We start from the raw sequence: 15,812 nt of genomic DNA, 5'->3' as shown, positions 1-15,812 counted from the left end.
CGTCCCAGCGAGTGTGCCCATGAAGATCGTCATCGCCCCCGATTCCTACAAGGAAAGCCTGTCCGCGCTGGAGGTCGCCACCCAGATCGAGGCCGGTTTCCGCGAGGTGTTCCCCGACTGGCAGTACCGCAAGGTGCCGGTCGCCGATGGCGGCGAAGGCACGGTCGATGCGCTGGTGGCGGCCACCGGCGGGCGGGTGATCGACTGCACGGTCAGCGGCCCGCTCGGCACCCCGGTGCAGGCGTTCTTCGGCCTGACCGGCGACGGCCGTACCGCGGTGATCGAAATGGCCGCCGCCAGCGGCCTGGCCCTGGTGCCGCCGGCCGAGCGCGCGCCGCTGCGCACCAGTACCGCGGGCGTGGGCGAGTTGATCCTGGCCGCGCTGGATGCCGGCGCGCGGCGCTTCATCATCGGCATCGGCGGCAGCGCCACCAACGACGGCGGCGCCGGCCTGGCGCAGGCGCTGGGCGTGCGGCTGCTGGATGCGCAGGGCGAGTCGATCGGCCCCGGTGGCGGCGCGCTGGCGACGCTGGCGCGGATCGATACCCAGGACCTGGACCGGCGGCTGCAGGACTGCCAGTTCGAAGTGGCCTGCGATGTGGACAACCCGCTGATCGGGCCGACCGGCGCCTCGGCGGTATTCGGCCCGCAGAAGGGTGCCACCCCCAGCATGGTGCGCCAGCTCGATCGCAACCTGCAGCACTACGCCGACCTGCTGCAGCGCGACCTGGGTGTGCGGTTGCACGCGTTGCCCGGCGGCGGCGCGGCCGGCGGCCTGGGCGCGGCCCTGGTGGCGTATCTGGGCGCGCAGCTGCGGCCCGGGGTGGAGATCGTCGCCCAGGCGCTCGGGCTGGACGCGCTGGTCGCCCAGGCCGATCTGGTCATCACCGGCGAAGGCCGCCTCGACAGCCAGAGCCTGCATGGCAAGACCCCGGTCGGCGTGGCGCGGGTGGCGCAACGGCATGCCAAACCGGTGATCGCCATCGCCGGTTGCCTGGGCAACGGCGCCGCGCTGCTGCATGGGCACGGCATCGACGCGATGTTTGCGGTGGTGCATCGCGCCTGCACGGTGGAGCAGGCGCTGGCCGAAGCCGCCAGCAACGTGCGCATCGCCGCCCGCAATGTGGCCGCGGCGCTGCAGCTGGGCGGGGCATTGGCACAGGTCGGGTCGGGGCGCGAGCGGGGCTGACGGCAGTGCCCGGGTGGCTCGGAGGGGTGGGGCACCTGCGCTTGCGTTCGGGGCGGCCTCCTGGACAGGGTGCGCGCCCACTGCATGTGCGACCGATCCGCGCGAAGGCGGTCAGCGTTCTTCGCACCGATCCCGGGCATCGGCCGCAACTGCTCCCGTCACACACCTGCCGAACATCCGCGAAGCGAACATGCCACCGTGACCGCTCCTGATCGCGGCAACAGACCCCCCGCCCATGCTCACGCTCGACCGCACCCTGGCGCAGTCCATTGTCGACCGCGCGATGACCATCATCGACGGCAACGTCAATGTGATGGACCACTCCGGCGTCATCATCGCCAGCGGCGAGCCGGCGCGGATCGGCCAGCTGCACGAAGGTGCGTTGCTGGTGCTGTCCCGGCAGGGCCGGGTGGAGATCGATGCCGCCCTGGCGCAGCAGCTGGATGCGGTGCGCCCCGGCGTCAACCTGCCGCTGATCGCCGAGGGCCGCATCGTCGGCTGCGTCGGGCTGACCGGCGACCCGCAGCGCATCGGGCAACAGGCCGAGCTGGTGCGCATGGCCGCCGAAGCGATGCTGGAACAGGCCGGGCTGCTGCGCCTGCTGGCACGCGACGCGCGTCTGCGCGAAGAGGTCACGCTGGGCCTGATCCGGCCCGAGGGCCCGACCCCGGCGCTGGCCGGCTGGGCCGAGCGGCTCGGGATCGCGCTGGACCTGCCGCGCGTGGCCGCGGTGATCGAAGTGGAAAGCGATAGCCTGGACCTGGACGCGATGCTGGTGGAACTGCAGCGCCTGCACACCCTGCTGTCCACGCCCGAGCGCGGCAACCTGATCGCCGCCACCGCGCTCAACGAGCTGGTGGTGCTCAAGCCGGCACTGGACCGGCGTGGCCACTGGGACGTGGAGGAGCAACGCCGTCGCGCGCACAGCCTGCTCGAGCGCATGCGCGCCAGCAGCCGGCTGCGCATCCGGCTGGCCCTGGGCCAGTATTTTCCGCAGGCCAACGGCCTGGCGTTGTCGCATCAGATCGCGCGCACCACCATGCGCATCGGCAAGGCGCGCACCCCGCATGCCGACGCCTTCTTCTACGACGATTACCGCCTGCCGGTGCTGGTGGACGACCTGCGCCAGGCCTGGCAGGCCGAGGAATTGCGCAAGCCGCTGCAGGCACTGCTGGCGCAGGACCGTCGCAGTCAGTTGCTGAAGACCTTGTCGGTCTGGTTCGGCGCCGGCATGCGCATGGCCCCCACCGCCAAGGCGCTGGGCATTCATCGCAACACCCTGGATTACCGCATGCAGCGCATCCAGGAACTGTGCGCGGTGGACCTGGGCAATACCGACGACTGCATGCGCCTGTACCTGGCGCTGCAGATGCGCCACGACAGCGCCGCAACCACGCCGAACACCGACGCGCACGCCCCCGACTGAGCGAGGCCACAACCGCCGCAACGCTGCCCTGTGCAGTGGCGCACGGAACGCCGCCTTGGCTGGTATGCGCAGTCCGCTAGACTGCGCGGATTGCCCGGCCGCGAGCGCTCCGTTGAACCAGTGCGATACCGTCGTGTCATCTGCGTCTAGCGAGGCCCAGCGCCTGGCACGTCTGGCGCTGTTGCAGGTGGTCGACACCGCCGCCGAGCCGTTCTTCGACGCGCTGGCCGCTGCCGCGCAGGCGATCGCCGGTACCCCCATCGCACTGGTCTCGCTGGTGGACGAACATCGGCAGTGGTGGAAGGCCAACATCGGCCTGCCGGGGGTTTCGGAAACCCCACGCGAGCTGGCGTTCTGCGCCTACACCATCCAGGGCGATGCGGTGATGGAAGTGCGCGATGCGCCGGCCGACCCACGCTTCCACGACAACGCCCTGGTCACCGATGCGCCCGGTATCCGTTATTACGCCGGCGCCCCCATCGTGCTGCCGGATGGTTTACGCATGGGCACGGTGTGCGTGATCGACCAGCGCCCGCGCGCGCTGGAGCCGGCGCAGTTGCAGGCCTTGCAGCAACTGGCCAGGGTGGCCGCCGAAGGCCTGGAGCAACGCCGCGTGATGCTCGAGCGCGAGGCGGCCAATGCCCAGCTGCAGCAGCGGCTGCGCGAGAGCGAAGCGTTTCTGGAGCGCACCGGCCGGGTGGCCGGGGTCGGCGGGTGGGAGGTGGACGTGGCCAGCGGCACGCTGATCTGGTCGGACCAGACCTGCCGCCTGCACGATGTTCCGCTCGGTTACCGGCCCAGCCTGACCGAGGCGATCGGCTTCTATCCGCTGGAAGCGCGCGCGGTCATTACCGAAGCGGTCGAAGCCTGCGTGCGGGACGGCACGTCCTGGGATCTGGAGCTGCCGCTGACCAGCGCCACCGGGCGGCGGCTATGGGTGCACAGCACCGGATCGGTGGAACACGTGGATGGGCGCATGCGCCTGATCGGTGCGGTCCAGGACGTGACCGACCGGCACCAGGCGGTGGACGCGCTGGCCGCCAGCGAGCGCAAGTTCCGCAAGATGTTCCAGTACAGCCTGGGCCTGATCTGCACCCACGACATGCATGGCCGGCTGGTCAGCATCAACCCGGCCGCCGCACGCTCGCTCGGCCGCAGCGTCGAGCAGATGGAAGGCCGCTCGCTGGTGGAATTCGTGCGCCCCGAGCGCCACGCCGCCTTGCGCGGGTACCTCTCGCGGATGGTGCTCGATGGCCAGGATTCGGGAGTGATCGAACTGGTGGCCGGCGACGGCAGCCTGCGCCATTGGCAGTACCACAACGTGCTGGACGTGGAATCCGACGCCACGGTGGTGCTGGCGCATGCCCAGGACATCACCAACCAGTACCGGCAGGAGAAGCAGCTGCTGGAATGGTCGTTCACCGACCCGCTGACCAACTGCTACAACCGCCGCTTCCTGGACGAACTGGACAAGCGCGACCCCAGCGTGCGCTGGGGCTGCATCGTGGTGGACCTGGACAAGTTCAAACTGGTCAACGACACCCATGGCCATCAACGCGGCGACGAGGTGTTGGTGCAGATGGCATGGTTCCTCAACCAGCCGCTGCGCACCCAGGACCGCCTGGTACGCCTGGGCGGCGACGAATTCCTGGTGTTGCTGCACCAGGCCACCCAGGCACAGCTGGATGCGTTGACGCGCGACTACATGGGGGCCATCGAGGACGCGCCGATCCGCTTCACCCTCGGCACCGCCCTGCGCCAGGACGGCGAAGCGCTGGCGGCGGTGGTCGATCGCGCCGACCACTCGCTGTACTCGCTGCGCCGCGCCCGCCGCGGCACCGGCACCAGCGACCAGCGCTGAGCTTGCGTACACCCGAAAGCTGCACCGGACCCAGGTGACCGGCGGGAACGCGTGCCGATGAATACGCGATCGCCTATCATGTAAACGTTTACAACTACATGGATTGGAATGGATACCTTCGATCGCACCCAGCTCAGCCCCAAGTGGCAATTCCGCTTCGCCTTCTTCGACCGTCACGGCGGTCCCAGGGACCCTGCCTACAAAGAGGCGCTCAAGACCCTGCCGTTCGGGGAGAAGCTCAAGGTGGGCATGAACTTCTACGCGTTGTTCTTCGGCTTCATCTATTTCTTCATCCTGGGCCTGTGGCGCAAGGCGCTGGGCCTGATCGGCGTCGGCCTGGTGGTCGGCATCGTAGCCTCGTTCCTGCCCGCATCGATCGGTAACGCGCTGAGCATTCCACTGGCCCTGCTGGCCGGCATGAGCGCCAACTACGCCTACTACCTAGACAAGGTGAAGGGCAGCACCAGCTTCAACCCGTTCGAAGGCATGCGCTGGTAAGCCACCGTCGGGCCGCGGACCCCCCCACCGACGCCCTGCCGCCAAGCCCGGTCCTGTGACCGGGCTTTTTTGTGGGCCAAGCGCGCCGACCTGAGGACAAACGTGTGGGCATCCTTTGCATGCCAGATGGCAGAGGATCGCGGGAGAAGCACATCCAATCCTCGCCGTACGCGACTCATGCCGCGCGGGCACAGACGCGATCGCAGCAACGCCAGGATTTGAGAATAGGCCTCGCTGCACGGCCATGCGTCCTGGGCAGCCTCCCGCGCACGCTGCGAGCGGGGTTGTCGGCGCAGAGCACCCTCCGATCCGGCAGCGCCACGGCTGGCGCAACGGCGTTTGGCCCTGGAAATGGGTGCAGGACCAACTGCCATCCGGGCAGCGTCGGAAGTCACAGCCGGGCTCATCCGTTAGCGAAGCTGGCAAGGCGTCTGGGTTCAATACTCCAAACCATTGATCCAAAAGACGTCTCTATCTCGAAGACGCGCTTGAGACCGCCCGGATTGTTGCGTCGCGGCGTGGTGTGGGTGCTGCCGCATGCTTAATCTTTGCCAACAAATGACACACCGCCCTCCTGGGTTTAGATCGATCCAAGCACGCCCATCGCCCGCAAGTGTTTGAAAAGACATTGTCTTTCCGTCGCACTATCATCCTCGACGAGACGCTTGAATGACCGCTTTTCGCCATTGCCGCCACACCCGCCTGTCGCAGGCGCTGCTGCTCGCATCACTGTCGCCCCTGGCTGGCCTGGCCCAGCAGACCCCCGCCCCGCAACAGCTGGACGCGGTCACCGTCACCGGCTCGCGCATCAAGCGCGTGCAGGCCGAAGGCCCGGCGCCGGTGCAGATCATCGGCGCCGACGAGATCCGCGCGCAGGGCTTCACCACCGTCTACGACATGCTCGGCACCCTCAACCAGGCCATCGGCACGGTGGAGGCGGACGTCAGCTGGGGCTCGCATACGCCCAATGCCAGCCCGCTCAACCTGCGCAACCTCGGCCCCAACCGCAGCCTGTTGCTGGTCAACGGCCGCCGCGTGGCCGATTACCCGTTGCCGTACAACGGCCAGAGCAACGTTTCCAACTACAGCAACATCCCGGCCGCGGCGGTGGACCGGGTGGAAGTGCTCACCGGCGGCGCCTCGGCCATCTACGGCTCGGACGCGATCGCCGGCGTGGTCAACGTGATCCTCAAGCAGAACTACAGCGGCGATCAGTTCCGCATGCGCGGCGGCACCTCCACCGAGGGCGGCCGCGACACCGCCGACGTGTCCTGGGCCGGCGGGCGCACCGGCGACCACTGGAGCGTGACCTACGCGCTGCAGTACACCAGCCGCGACCCGCTGTTCGGCCGCGATCGCCCGCAGATGGACGACGCCAGCGATGCGCCCTACAGCGCCTGGACCACCGAACAGCGGCGGGTGGGGTTTCGCCCCAGCAGCGGCATTGCGCTGATCGACAATGCCACCGGCACCCGCCAGGCGCCGCCGCCCGGTGCCTGCGATCAGTTCGGCGGCGAGTACTACCTGGCCGACCGGCTGCTCTACAACCGCAATACCGGCGTCACCACCAATACCGGCCAGCTGTGCGGGCTGAGCGCCGACTACGGCCAATGGCTGCTGCGCAGCGGCAGCAAGGACCTGTCCGGGTATCTGTACGGCACCTGGGAGTTCGGCAACGGCGTACAGGCCTGGACCAATCTGGCGGTGTTCGACTCCGAAGCGCAGTGGGGCACCTCGCCGCCCTATGTGCAACTGCCGGCCGGGCTGGACTATCCGGCCTTTTACGATACCGCCAGCGGCCAGCAGCTGATCGGCGTGCGCCAGTTCACCGCCAGCGAGGTCGGCAGCCAGGCCGGCCTGCGCAACCGCAATCGCGAGCGCTCCTGGGACATCAGCGCCGGGCTGCGCGGCACCCTGGCCGACGGCCGCCTCGACTGGGAAGCCTCGCTGGGGCGCTCGTACTACCGGGTACAGGAGCGCATTTCCACGGTCGATTGGCAGCGCGCCAACGACTACTTCCTGGGCCCGCAGCAGGGCACGGTGGACGGGCTGCCGGCCTACACGCTGGACCGCGCGCGCTGGTGGACCCCGCTGACGCCAGGCCAGTACGCGCAGATCGGCGCGCATTCGGTCAACCGCGCCGCGTCCTGGGTCAACCAGGGAGCGCTCAGCCTGAGCGGTCGGCTGTTCGAGGGCTGGGCCGGGCCGGTCGAATTCGCCGCGGTGCTGGAAGCGGCCCAGCAAGGGTATCGGCTCAATCCGGACCCGCGTGCCAATGTCGATTACGAAGTGCAGAACGTCGACCGCGGCGGCGGCGAGCGCACCCGCTACTCGGGCGGCCTGGAGTTCGGCGTGCCGTTGACCGCCACGCTCACCGCCACCCTGGCCGGCCGCTTTGATCGCTATGGCGACTACACCGCATTCAACGACGCCGCCGATCAGTTGGACATCGGCACCCAGAAGGAATCCACCTGGAGCGCCGGCCTGCAGTGGCGGCCGATCGACAGCCTGCTGCTGCGCGGCAGCTACGCCACCAGCTTCCGCGCCCCGGACATGCATTACCTGCTAGGACAACCCAGCTCGGCGCAGGTGCGCACGCTCGACCAGTACCGCTGCATCGCCAGCGGTGCCTACCAGATCAACAACTGCACCGGCGACAACACCGAGGTGACTTATCCCTTCGCGATCAATCGCCGCGGCACCCCGGATCTGGAGTCGGAACTGGGCAATTCCTGGACGGTGGGGTTTGTCTGGGATGCGTTCGAGAACCTGTCGTTGACCGCCGACTTCTGGCGCATCCATCTGGAAGAAGAGATCCGCGACATCGATGAAACCACCATCCTGCGCGACGAGGCCGGCTGCCGCACCGGGCTGACCATCACGCCTGGGCAGGCCTGGTCCAACCCGGGCGGCGCCGATTACTGCGCCTCGATCCTGGCGCGCGTGCAGCGCAATGCGGCCGGCGCCATCACCGCCATCGAGCGCGGTCCGATCAACCTGGCCCAGCGCGATGTCAGCGGCATCGACCTGTCGGCGCGCTACCAGCTCAAGACCGGTGTCGGCGATTTCCAGATGGGGCTCGACTACACCAACCTGCGCTCGATGCGCGAGCAGACCTACCGTACCGACCCCAACCCCGAGCGCCGCGACCGCGACATCCGCAGCAAGCTGCGCGGCAGCGTGAGCTGGCTGTACGGCAACTGGAATGCCACCGTCTATGGCGATCGCGTCGGCGCGGTGCCGGGCGTGCGTTCGCACTGGGGCCTGGACCGGCTGGACAACCCCGGCGGCTGCGTGCCGTTTGCCGATGGCGGCGTGCCCGACGACCGCGCCAACTGCACCGACACCGATCCGGCCAGCCCCACCTTCGGCCAGAGCACCCGCAAGTACTACGGCCGCATCGGCCCGGCGATCACCTGGAATGTCAATGTCGGCTACCGCATCACGCCGGCGATGAAGCTCAACCTGTACGTCAACAACGTTTTCAACAGCACCGGCTACAACCACAAGGATCCGTACAAACTCGATTACGAGTTCTATAACAGCCGCCTGTTCAGCCCGGTCGGGCGCGAGATCGCGGCAGAATACGTGTTCGATTTTTGAAGCGCGCAATCGGCGACGCGTGCGTCGGATATGGACAGGTGGTGTTTGCGGCATCGTCCGGGCACGCAAGATGCCTGTCGATTCGGGGCACGGCCAAAACGCACGACGATGCCGGCGCTTGGTGTCTCGTGTTGCGCGCACGTGTCGTGCGTCGGTCGCTGCGCATCGCAGCGGCGGGCACGCGCCTTCCACCTGCGGCTTTGGCCGCCCTCTCCCCCAAGGGGTTCTGCATGCTGTCAGTCGTACCGCCCAACCGTTCCACCGCGCGTGCTGCGCGCACGCCGTTCTGGCGCCGCGCCGCGGTCGGTCTGTGCCTGCTTGGCGTGGCCATGTCCGGCCCGCTGGCCGCGCAAGACCCGGCGCAGGTCAACACCTTCATCGGCAGCAAGGACGACGGCAATACCTATCCGGGCGCCTCGGCGCCATTCGGCCTGATCCAGGTCAGCCCGATCGGCGCGCACTACGCCGGCTGGCGCTATGACGACCCCAGCATTCGCGGCTTCGGCCATTCGTTCCTGTCCGGCGCCGGCTGCTGGGAGCAGGGCGGCCAGGTCTCGCTGCTGCCGGTCATCGGCCGCATCGGCCCCGGGGGCGACTTCGACACCAACGATGCCAAGGCCTTCGACCAGAAACGCTATGCCGCGCGCTACACGCACGATGGCGAAGTCGGCCAGGCCGGCTATTACAAGGTACGGCTCACCGATTACGGCGGCATCGACGCCGAAGCCAGCGCGCTGACCCGCGCCGCGACCGAGCGCTACACCTTCGCGCCGGGCGCCGACACCGGCCATGTGCTGGTCAACGTGGCGCAGGCCAACGACCGCCATGTGGTGATCGGCAGCCAGGTGCAGATCGTCGGCGACCGCGTGGTCGAGGGCAAACTGACCACGCAGAGTTTCTGCGGTGGCCACGAATACACCACCTGGTTCCGGCTGGAATTCGATCGCCCGTTCACCGCGCATGGCGTCTGGGGCGAAGAGGGCGGTGTGCCCGGCGCGCGTCACGGCATGGGCGGCGAACTCAAACCCAACGGTGCCTGGCTCAGCTTCCCGCTGGGCAAAGACAAGCGCGCGCGTGCGGTGACTGTGGTCAGCGCCATCTCGCATGTGGATGCGCAAGGCGCCCGCAGCAACCTGCGTGCCGATGGCATGCAGGGCGGCAAACTGCTCAGTCTTGAACAGATGCGCCAACGCGCGCAGCAGGCCTGGCGCAATGCGTTGGCCAGCATGCAAGTGGAAGGCGCCAGCAACGACGAGCGTTCCGTGGCCTATACCGCGCTGTATCACGCCTTGCTGCAGCCGCTGACCGGCAGCGATGCCGATGGCCGCTATCGCGGCTACGACGATGCGATCCATCGCGCCGATGGCTGGACCTACTACGAGTATTTTTCGCTGTGGGATACCTACCGCTCGCAAAACCAGCTGCTGGCCTTGCTGCAGCCAACGCGCGCGCGCGACATCGGCCGCTCGTTGCTGGCGATCCAGCAGCAAGGCGGCTGGCTGCCGCGTTGGGGCTATGCCAACTACGACACCAACATCATGACCGGCGACCCGGTCACCCCGTTCCTGGTGGATCTGTGGCGCTTCGGCGCGTTGCAGGGTAACGAGGCGCAGGCGTATGCAGCGCTGCGCCAGAATGCGTTCGGCCAGCCGCCGATCAATTCGCGCCACGCCGGGCGCTCGGGCAATGCCAACTATCTGGCCAACGGCTTCGTGCAATACGACCGTGCGTTTCCCTCCAAGGGCATGGACGTGGACCCGCATCACGGCGGTTCGGCCACGCTGGAATACGCGCTGGCCGATTGCGCGCTCGCACAGATGGCGCAAGCGCTGGGCCACGGCGATGACAGCGCGCAGCTGCGCAAACGCGGCGGCAACTGGCACAACGTCTGGGATGCGGATGTGCGCGATACCGAGACCGGCTTTGCCGGCTTCCCGCGCCCGCGATTGGAAGACGGCAGCTGGTATGCGCCATCCGACGATCGCTACAGCCCACGCTCCGAGCACGGCTTCCACGAAGGCACCGCCTGGCAATACCAGTGGCTGGTGCAGCAGGACATCCCCGGCATGCTGCAGGCCATGCATGGCCGCGAACACACCGGTAAACGCCTGGACGCCTTCTTCGCCTACGACGATCTACTGAAAGATCCGCTCACTGCCGCACGCACGCACTGGGTGGTCGGCCCGTACAGCTATTACAACCAGTACCGCTACAACCCCAACAACGAACCGGACCTGCACGCACCGTGGATGTACACGCTGATCGGGCAACCGTGGAAGACCGCCACCGTGGTGCGCGCCGCGCAGCAGTTGTTCACCAATGCACCCAACGGCGTCACCGGGAACGACGACCTTGGCACCATGTCGGCCTGGTATCTGTTCAGCGCGCTCGGCCTGTATCCGGCAGTGCCGGGCAGCGGGCAATTCCTGCTGCATGCACCGCGTTTCAAGCGGGTCACGCTGAATCTGGGCAACGGCAAGCGCCTGCGCATCGACGCGCCCGGCGCCAACGGCCGCGCGCTGCAATACGTGGACAGCGTGCGTTGGAATGGAAAGCCGCAGCCGCAGGTGTTCCTGGATTGGGCGCAGCTGCAGCAGGGCGGCACGCTGTCGTTTGCGCTCACCCCGCAGGCGCCCACCCAAGGCTGGGGTACGCAAGCGGATGCATTGCCCACTTCATTCTGCGCCACACCTCAGGCGCAGTAACACCACGGCGGTTGAAGCCCTCTCCCTGCGGGGCGAAAAGGCACAGCTTGCGCGCTACTGGCGCGCGTGCCTTGGAGAGAGAAGGACGCTCAGCCCGCCTGATTCAACCGGCTATTGCGTCGCCCATATGCCAGGTACACCACCACGCCCAGCGCATTCCATAGCAGGAACCAGACCTGCGTCTTGCTCGGCAAACTCCAGAACAGGTACAGACAGCCGCCGATCGCCACCGGTCCCACCACCCACGCCAGCGGCGTGCGGAAGGCGCGCGCGCGGCCGGGCTCGCGCACGCGCAACACCAACAGGCAAGCCGCCACCGCGGTGAATGCGGCCAGCGTGCCGGCATTGGCCAACGCGGCAATTTCGTCCAGCCGGGCCACGCCCGCCAGTGCTGCCACCAGCACCGCGGTGAACAGCGTGATCGCCACCGGCGTGCCGGTGCGTGCATTGACCTTGGACAGCCCGCGCGGCAACAAGCCATCGCGCGACATCACGAAGAAGATGCGGCTCTGCCCGTACAAGAACGCCAGCAACACCGTCGGCAACGCAATGATCGCCACCGCACCGATCACCAGGGCCGCCTTGCCGTGGCCGAGTTCGCGCAGGATCAGCGCCAACGGCTCGGGGCTCTTGCCGAACACGGTAAAGCTCATCGCACCCACCGCCGCCAGCGCCACCAGCACATAGATCAAGGTGCAGCCGATCATCGAACCGACGATGCCGATCGACAGATCGCGTCCCGGGTTCTTGGTTTCTTCGGCGGCGGTGGAAATCGCATCGAAGCCATAGAACGCGAAGAAGATGATGGCCGCCGCTGCCATCACGCCGCGCTCCACGCCATCGGGACCCATTGCCTTGGAGAAGCCATACGGCATGAACGGCTGCAGGTTGGCGCTGTTGAAGGCCGGCAGCGCAATGGCCACGAACACGCCCAGCGCGATGATCTTGAACACCACCAGCACGGCATTGAGCGTGGCGCTTTCCTTGGTACCGGCCATCAACAGGCCAGCCACCAGGAAGGTGATCACCACCGCCGGCAGGTTCACGATGCCGCCGGCATGCGGCCCGGCAATGAGTTCATGCGGCAAGCCCACTCCCAGCCATTGCAGGAACCCGACGAAATAGCCCGACCAGCCGACCGCCACGGTGCTGACCACCAGCGAGTATTCCAGCACCAGGCTCCAGCCCACCACCCAGGCAATGCTCTCGCCCAGCGCGGTGTAGCTGTAGGTATACGCACTGCCGGCAGCCGGCATCATCGTGGCCATCTCCGCATACGCCAGCGCCGCGCAGGCGCAGACGATGCCGGCCGCCACGAACGACAGCAGCACCGCGGGGCCGGCCTTGTCGGCGCCCACGCCGATCAGCGTGTAGATACCGGTACCGACGATGGCGCCGATGCCCAGCGCGATCAGATGCGGCCAGCTCAGGCTGCGGACCAGTTGCCGGCCAGTCTCGTGCACGGTGACCTGATCGATGGATTTGCGCCTGAGCCAAGACGACATGCGGACCTCGCAGGAATCAAAAGAATGCGCGAGTGTCGCCCAACGCAGCGCAGCAAAGCTATCGGTCCAAGGTCATGCGGTGGCTATGCCCGGGCAAGGCGGGCACGCGATGGCATCAACTCATGCGCGGCGCATCGTGCCTATCCTTGGCCAAGCACCACCATCCATCACGGCGTGCGCGATCGACGGCACGCGTTCGCCCACCACACTGCCGCTCACTCAATCGAGGCGCGATGCGGCGGGCGCGCGTTGCGATAGATCAGCTGCACCGCCCAGGCACCGGCAAGCCCGACCACACCGGCAGCGAAGTGGCTCCAGTCCAGCACCCGCGGCGCCGCGCCATTGGCGTCATGGCCCCACAGGTTAAACCACAGCAGCACCAACGCGGTGATGCCCATGCCCATCCAGAACCACAGCCGGGTTCCGCCGATTGCGTAGATCAAAAACGGCAACGCCGCTCCGATCAGAAAATGCACCGGAAAAAAATACGCCGTGCCGTAGGGGCGCATCAGGTACCAGACGATCGCTGCGAACGTGCCCAGAAAAACGAACAGGCCAAGCGCCAGCAGGCGGGTTTGGTTGGTGGCAGTGGTCATCGGCAAGTCTCGCAAAAGCAGACCCTCACCCTACCCATGCCCAGGTCAATGCAGTGCGAGCGTGCTGCATGCATCGCTTCGGTGGTCTGGTTCGCTTCGCACAAAGGCGACATGCAGCATCACGGTGCCGTGCAGCCATGGCGCTGAAATCCGGCGCGTGTCTGCAAGTGTGCGTAATACGCCGCCACCGCAGGCAATGCCGCATGCGCGATGGGGCTGGCGACCCAGCGCTGTGTCGACACCCCCAGCACGATGTCGGCAAGCGTAAAGCATGCGCCCAGGACGAACGGACCGCCGCGCTGCAGCTGCGCATCGAGGATCGCCATGTGGCGGTTCCACTGCTCCACGCTCGCCGCAATCGCCTGCGCATCGGTATGCGCGGCGCTGCCACGCACGGTGGCCATGAATGCGTAGCGCCAGGCGGTATTGAGTTCGGTGGCCTGCCAATCCATCCATTGCTCGACCAATGCGCGCGCGGCGGGCGCGGCCGGCAGCAGATCATCGCGTTGGCTGCGCGCGGCCAGGTAGCGGCAGATCGTGTTCGATTCCCACAGCACCAGTTCACCCGCGCGGATGACCGGCACCAACGCATTGGGGTTGAGTGCGCGAAATTCCGGCGTCTGCACCGACGCAAAACCGCTGCCATAGGCATGCAGCGTGTAGTCCAGCCCCAGCTCATCGCACAACCACAACACTTTGCGCACATTGATCGAGCTCGGCTTTCCGTAGATCTCCAGCATGTGTTCCTCAGTGACGCGCGTAATGGCCGGCCGTTGGCGGTGGTGATCCGTGCTGCCTGCAACCCCGCACGCGCCTTGTGCAGCGCGTGCAGCCGAGTGCATCCATGCACGCTGCGGTCAGTCGCAGAGCGGTGCATTCTCGCCGCTGCACTCTTGCGCCGCTACAGCTCGATCTTGCCCGCGTATGCATCGCGCACGGTCTGGCTGATGTAGGTGCTCAGCCCGCGTCCGGCCGTGGCAAGCCGCTGCATGGTCGCGACCGCCTCGGCACCGGCGCTATCGGCGGTATACACATAGGTCTCGCCGCTGCGAAAGCGCACGGCGATGGCGTCGTCGGCCAGCGCGTAGGCCACCACGCCCGAGTGGCCGTCGCGATTGCCATAGCGCTGCATGCGAACCGGGCGGGGTGCGGTCATGCCGGCAGGCTAGAACCGCTGCAGTGATGGGCGCTTCAACGAACACGGCAATAACGCGCTACAGCCCGCAGGCCATGCGACATCGAAACAGGTGTGCTGGCCATTTCAGCGTCATGGCGCAGCCGTGCAGCCACCGTTTGCACGCCGGCCACGCGAGGGCCGCCGTGATGGCAGGTACCGCGCGTGTGGCAGATGGCGCAGCGCATGCAGGTGTGGCGCGTGGATGATGTGCGTTCGCGCGCGCATCGCATCGACCGCCGGCCTTCTGTCTAGCCAAGCGATCGCGCCGATCGCGCCACTGCGATCACCGCATCACCCCATACCAGCCCCATCGGCCTGCAGCGGGTACAACGCCGTCAGCGCCTGGCAGCGCTGCGCAAACAGCGCATGCAATTGCCGGATCGCCGGCGAAAACTGCTTGCGGTGCGGGCACACCAGCTGCAGCGGCAGCCGATCGCCGCACTCGGGCAACAGCGCCTCCAGCCGCCCGGCCTGCACGTCTGCGCACACATCCAGCCACGACTTGTAGGCAATGCCTTCGCCGGCGACTGCCCAACGCCGCACCACATCGGCGTCGTCGCACAGCATCGCCCCGCGCACCGGCACCACGTGGCGGCGGCCGTCCAGGTCGAATTGCCAACGGTCGTAGGCGCGCCCGGCCAGCACGTACAGCAGGCAGGCGTGCTCGCGTAGCGCATCCAGCGTGGCGGGGCGCCCGTGGCGCTGCAGGTAGGCGGGCGCGGCCACCAGTACGCGGCGGTTGTCCGGTGCCAGCGGCAATGCCACATGCTCTGCATCGTCGATACGGCCGAGCCGAAATGCCACATCCACCGGCGCGCGATACAGGTCGGCCACCTGATCGGACAGGTGCAGGCGCAGGGTCAGCTTCGGGTGCGCGGCGCGGAATTCGGTCAGCCACGGCAGCAGCACGTTGCGGCCCAGGTCCGACGGCGCCGTCACCTGCAGCAGCCCCTGCAGCGCGCTGTCGGCGCCCCGCACATGTTCGCGCCCGTCGCGCAGCAACTCCAGCACGCCGCGCGCATAGGGCAGGTACTGCTCGCCCTCGGCGGTCAGCCGCAGGCTGCGCGTAGACCGGGCGAACAGACGCAGATCCAGCGCGCGTTCCAGCCGGGCCACCGCCGCGCTGGCCTGTCCCGGCAACAGATCGGCCTCGCGCGCTGCGCTGGAAAAACTGCCCAGCGCCGCGGTCCGCACGAACAGCGCCAGGTCGTCGAAGCGGACCATCTTCACTCCAGTGGTGAAAGTGCTTGTG

At 67.5% G+C, this 15,812-nt stretch carries 11 protein-coding genes; 6 read left to right on the top strand and 5 right to left on the bottom strand.

Going from position 1 to position 15,812, the window contains the following annotated elements; all coding sequences use genetic code 11:
- Nucleotides 1-19 precede the first annotated feature (19 nt).
- The 6 genes from AC1POX_RS21545 to AC1POX_RS21520 all read left to right on the top strand — a co-directional run bounded on the left by AC1POX_RS21545 (nucleotide 20) and on the right by AC1POX_RS21520 (nucleotide 11,282).
- Nucleotides 20-1,189 (top strand): glycerate kinase, encoded by a 1,170-nt coding sequence (locus AC1POX_RS21545; protein WP_372356588.1) that lies wholly within the window; start codon nucleotides 20-22, stop codon nucleotides 1,187-1,189.
- A gap of 235 nt (nucleotides 1,190-1,424) precedes the next feature.
- Nucleotides 1,425-2,615 carry a sugar diacid recognition domain-containing protein gene (locus tag AC1POX_RS21540; protein ID WP_031425262.1) on the top strand — a complete coding sequence of 397 codons (1,191 nt, stop codon included), beginning with the start codon at nucleotides 1,425-1,427 and terminating at the stop codon, nucleotides 2,613-2,615.
- Between the two features lie 112 nt (nucleotides 2,616-2,727).
- Nucleotides 2,728-4,476: a sensor domain-containing diguanylate cyclase gene (locus tag AC1POX_RS21535; protein WP_014091571.1), complete on the top strand. Its 1,749-nt coding sequence runs from the start codon at nucleotides 2,728-2,730 to the stop codon at nucleotides 4,474-4,476.
- Between the two features lie 108 nt (nucleotides 4,477-4,584).
- Nucleotides 4,585-4,974: a DUF2628 domain-containing protein gene (locus AC1POX_RS21530; RefSeq protein ID WP_008573104.1), complete on the top strand. Its 390-nt coding sequence runs from the start codon at nucleotides 4,585-4,587 to the stop codon at nucleotides 4,972-4,974.
- Between the two features lie 669 nt (nucleotides 4,975-5,643).
- Nucleotides 5,644-8,577 (top strand): TonB-dependent receptor domain-containing protein, encoded by a 2,934-nt coding sequence (locus AC1POX_RS21525; RefSeq protein ID WP_057682043.1) that lies wholly within the window; start codon nucleotides 5,644-5,646, stop codon nucleotides 8,575-8,577.
- Between the two features lie 230 nt (nucleotides 8,578-8,807).
- A complete protein-coding gene (locus AC1POX_RS21520) occupies nucleotides 8,808-11,282 on the top strand; it encodes a GH92 family glycosyl hydrolase (RefSeq protein ID WP_372356587.1) in 2,475 nt (824 codons plus the stop codon).
- A gap of 89 nt (nucleotides 11,283-11,371) precedes the next feature.
- Here the strand turns inward: AC1POX_RS21520 and AC1POX_RS21515 are convergent, their stop codons facing one another.
- The 5 genes from AC1POX_RS21515 to AC1POX_RS21495 all read right to left on the bottom strand — a co-directional run bounded on the left by AC1POX_RS21515 (nucleotide 11,372) and on the right by AC1POX_RS21495 (nucleotide 15,784).
- A complete protein-coding gene (locus AC1POX_RS21515) occupies nucleotides 11,372-12,787 on the bottom strand; it encodes an amino acid permease (protein WP_057682045.1) in 1,416 nt (471 codons plus the stop codon).
- Nucleotides 12,788-13,002: 215 nt separating this feature from the next.
- On the bottom strand, nucleotides 13,003-13,383 hold the full coding sequence (locus AC1POX_RS21510; protein ID WP_008573095.1) for a hypothetical protein: 381 nt from the start codon (nucleotides 13,381-13,383) through the stop codon (nucleotides 13,003-13,005).
- A 119-nt stretch (nucleotides 13,384-13,502) separates the two neighbouring features.
- Complete coding sequence (locus tag AC1POX_RS21505) at nucleotides 13,503-14,123, bottom strand: glutathione S-transferase family protein (protein WP_042774040.1); 621 nt, start codon at nucleotides 14,121-14,123, stop codon at nucleotides 13,503-13,505.
- Nucleotides 14,124-14,284: 161 nt separating this feature from the next.
- Entirely contained in the window at nucleotides 14,285-14,515 is a 231-nt protein-coding gene (locus AC1POX_RS21500; RefSeq protein WP_008573091.1) for a hypothetical protein, read from the bottom strand.
- A gap of 336 nt (nucleotides 14,516-14,851) precedes the next feature.
- Entirely contained in the window at nucleotides 14,852-15,784 is a 933-nt protein-coding gene (locus tag AC1POX_RS21495) for a LysR family transcriptional regulator (protein ID WP_338339007.1), read from the bottom strand.
- Nucleotides 15,785-15,812 lie beyond the last annotated feature (28 nt).

This window comes from Xanthomonas sp. NCPPB 3442 (genome assembly GCF_056725145.1).
This window is presented reverse-complemented; position numbering and strand designations above follow the sequence as displayed.

Bases quoted from the DNA above. Each gene is read 5' to 3' on its own strand.
- AC1POX_RS21525 (WP_057682043.1), top strand. From the start codon at position 5,644: ATGACCGCTTTTCGCCATTGCCGCCACACCCGCCTGTCGCAGGCGCTG.
- AC1POX_RS21505 (WP_042774040.1), bottom strand. From the start codon at position 14,123: ATGCTGGAGATCTACGGAAAGCCGAGCTCGATCAATGTGCGCAAAGTG.
- AC1POX_RS21530 (WP_008573104.1), top strand. From the start codon at position 4,585: ATGGATACCTTCGATCGCACCCAGCTCAGCCCCAAGTGGCAATTCCGC.
- AC1POX_RS21545 (WP_372356588.1), top strand. From the start codon at position 20: ATGAAGATCGTCATCGCCCCCGATTCCTACAAGGAAAGCCTGTCCGCG.
- AC1POX_RS21515 (WP_057682045.1), bottom strand. From the start codon at position 12,787: ATGTCGTCTTGGCTCAGGCGCAAATCCATCGATCAGGTCACCGTGCAC.
- AC1POX_RS21510 (WP_008573095.1), bottom strand. From the start codon at position 13,383: ATGACCACTGCCACCAACCAAACCCGCCTGCTGGCGCTTGGCCTGTTC.
- AC1POX_RS21520 (WP_372356587.1), top strand. From the start codon at position 8,808: ATGCTGTCAGTCGTACCGCCCAACCGTTCCACCGCGCGTGCTGCGCGC.
- AC1POX_RS21540 (WP_031425262.1), top strand. From the start codon at position 1,425: ATGCTCACGCTCGACCGCACCCTGGCGCAGTCCATTGTCGACCGCGCG.
- AC1POX_RS21500 (WP_008573091.1), bottom strand. From the start codon at position 14,515: ATGCAGCGCTATGGCAATCGCGACGGCCACTCGGGCGTGGTGGCCTAC.
- AC1POX_RS21495 (WP_338339007.1), bottom strand. From the start codon at position 15,784: ATGGTCCGCTTCGACGACCTGGCGCTGTTCGTGCGGACCGCGGCGCTG.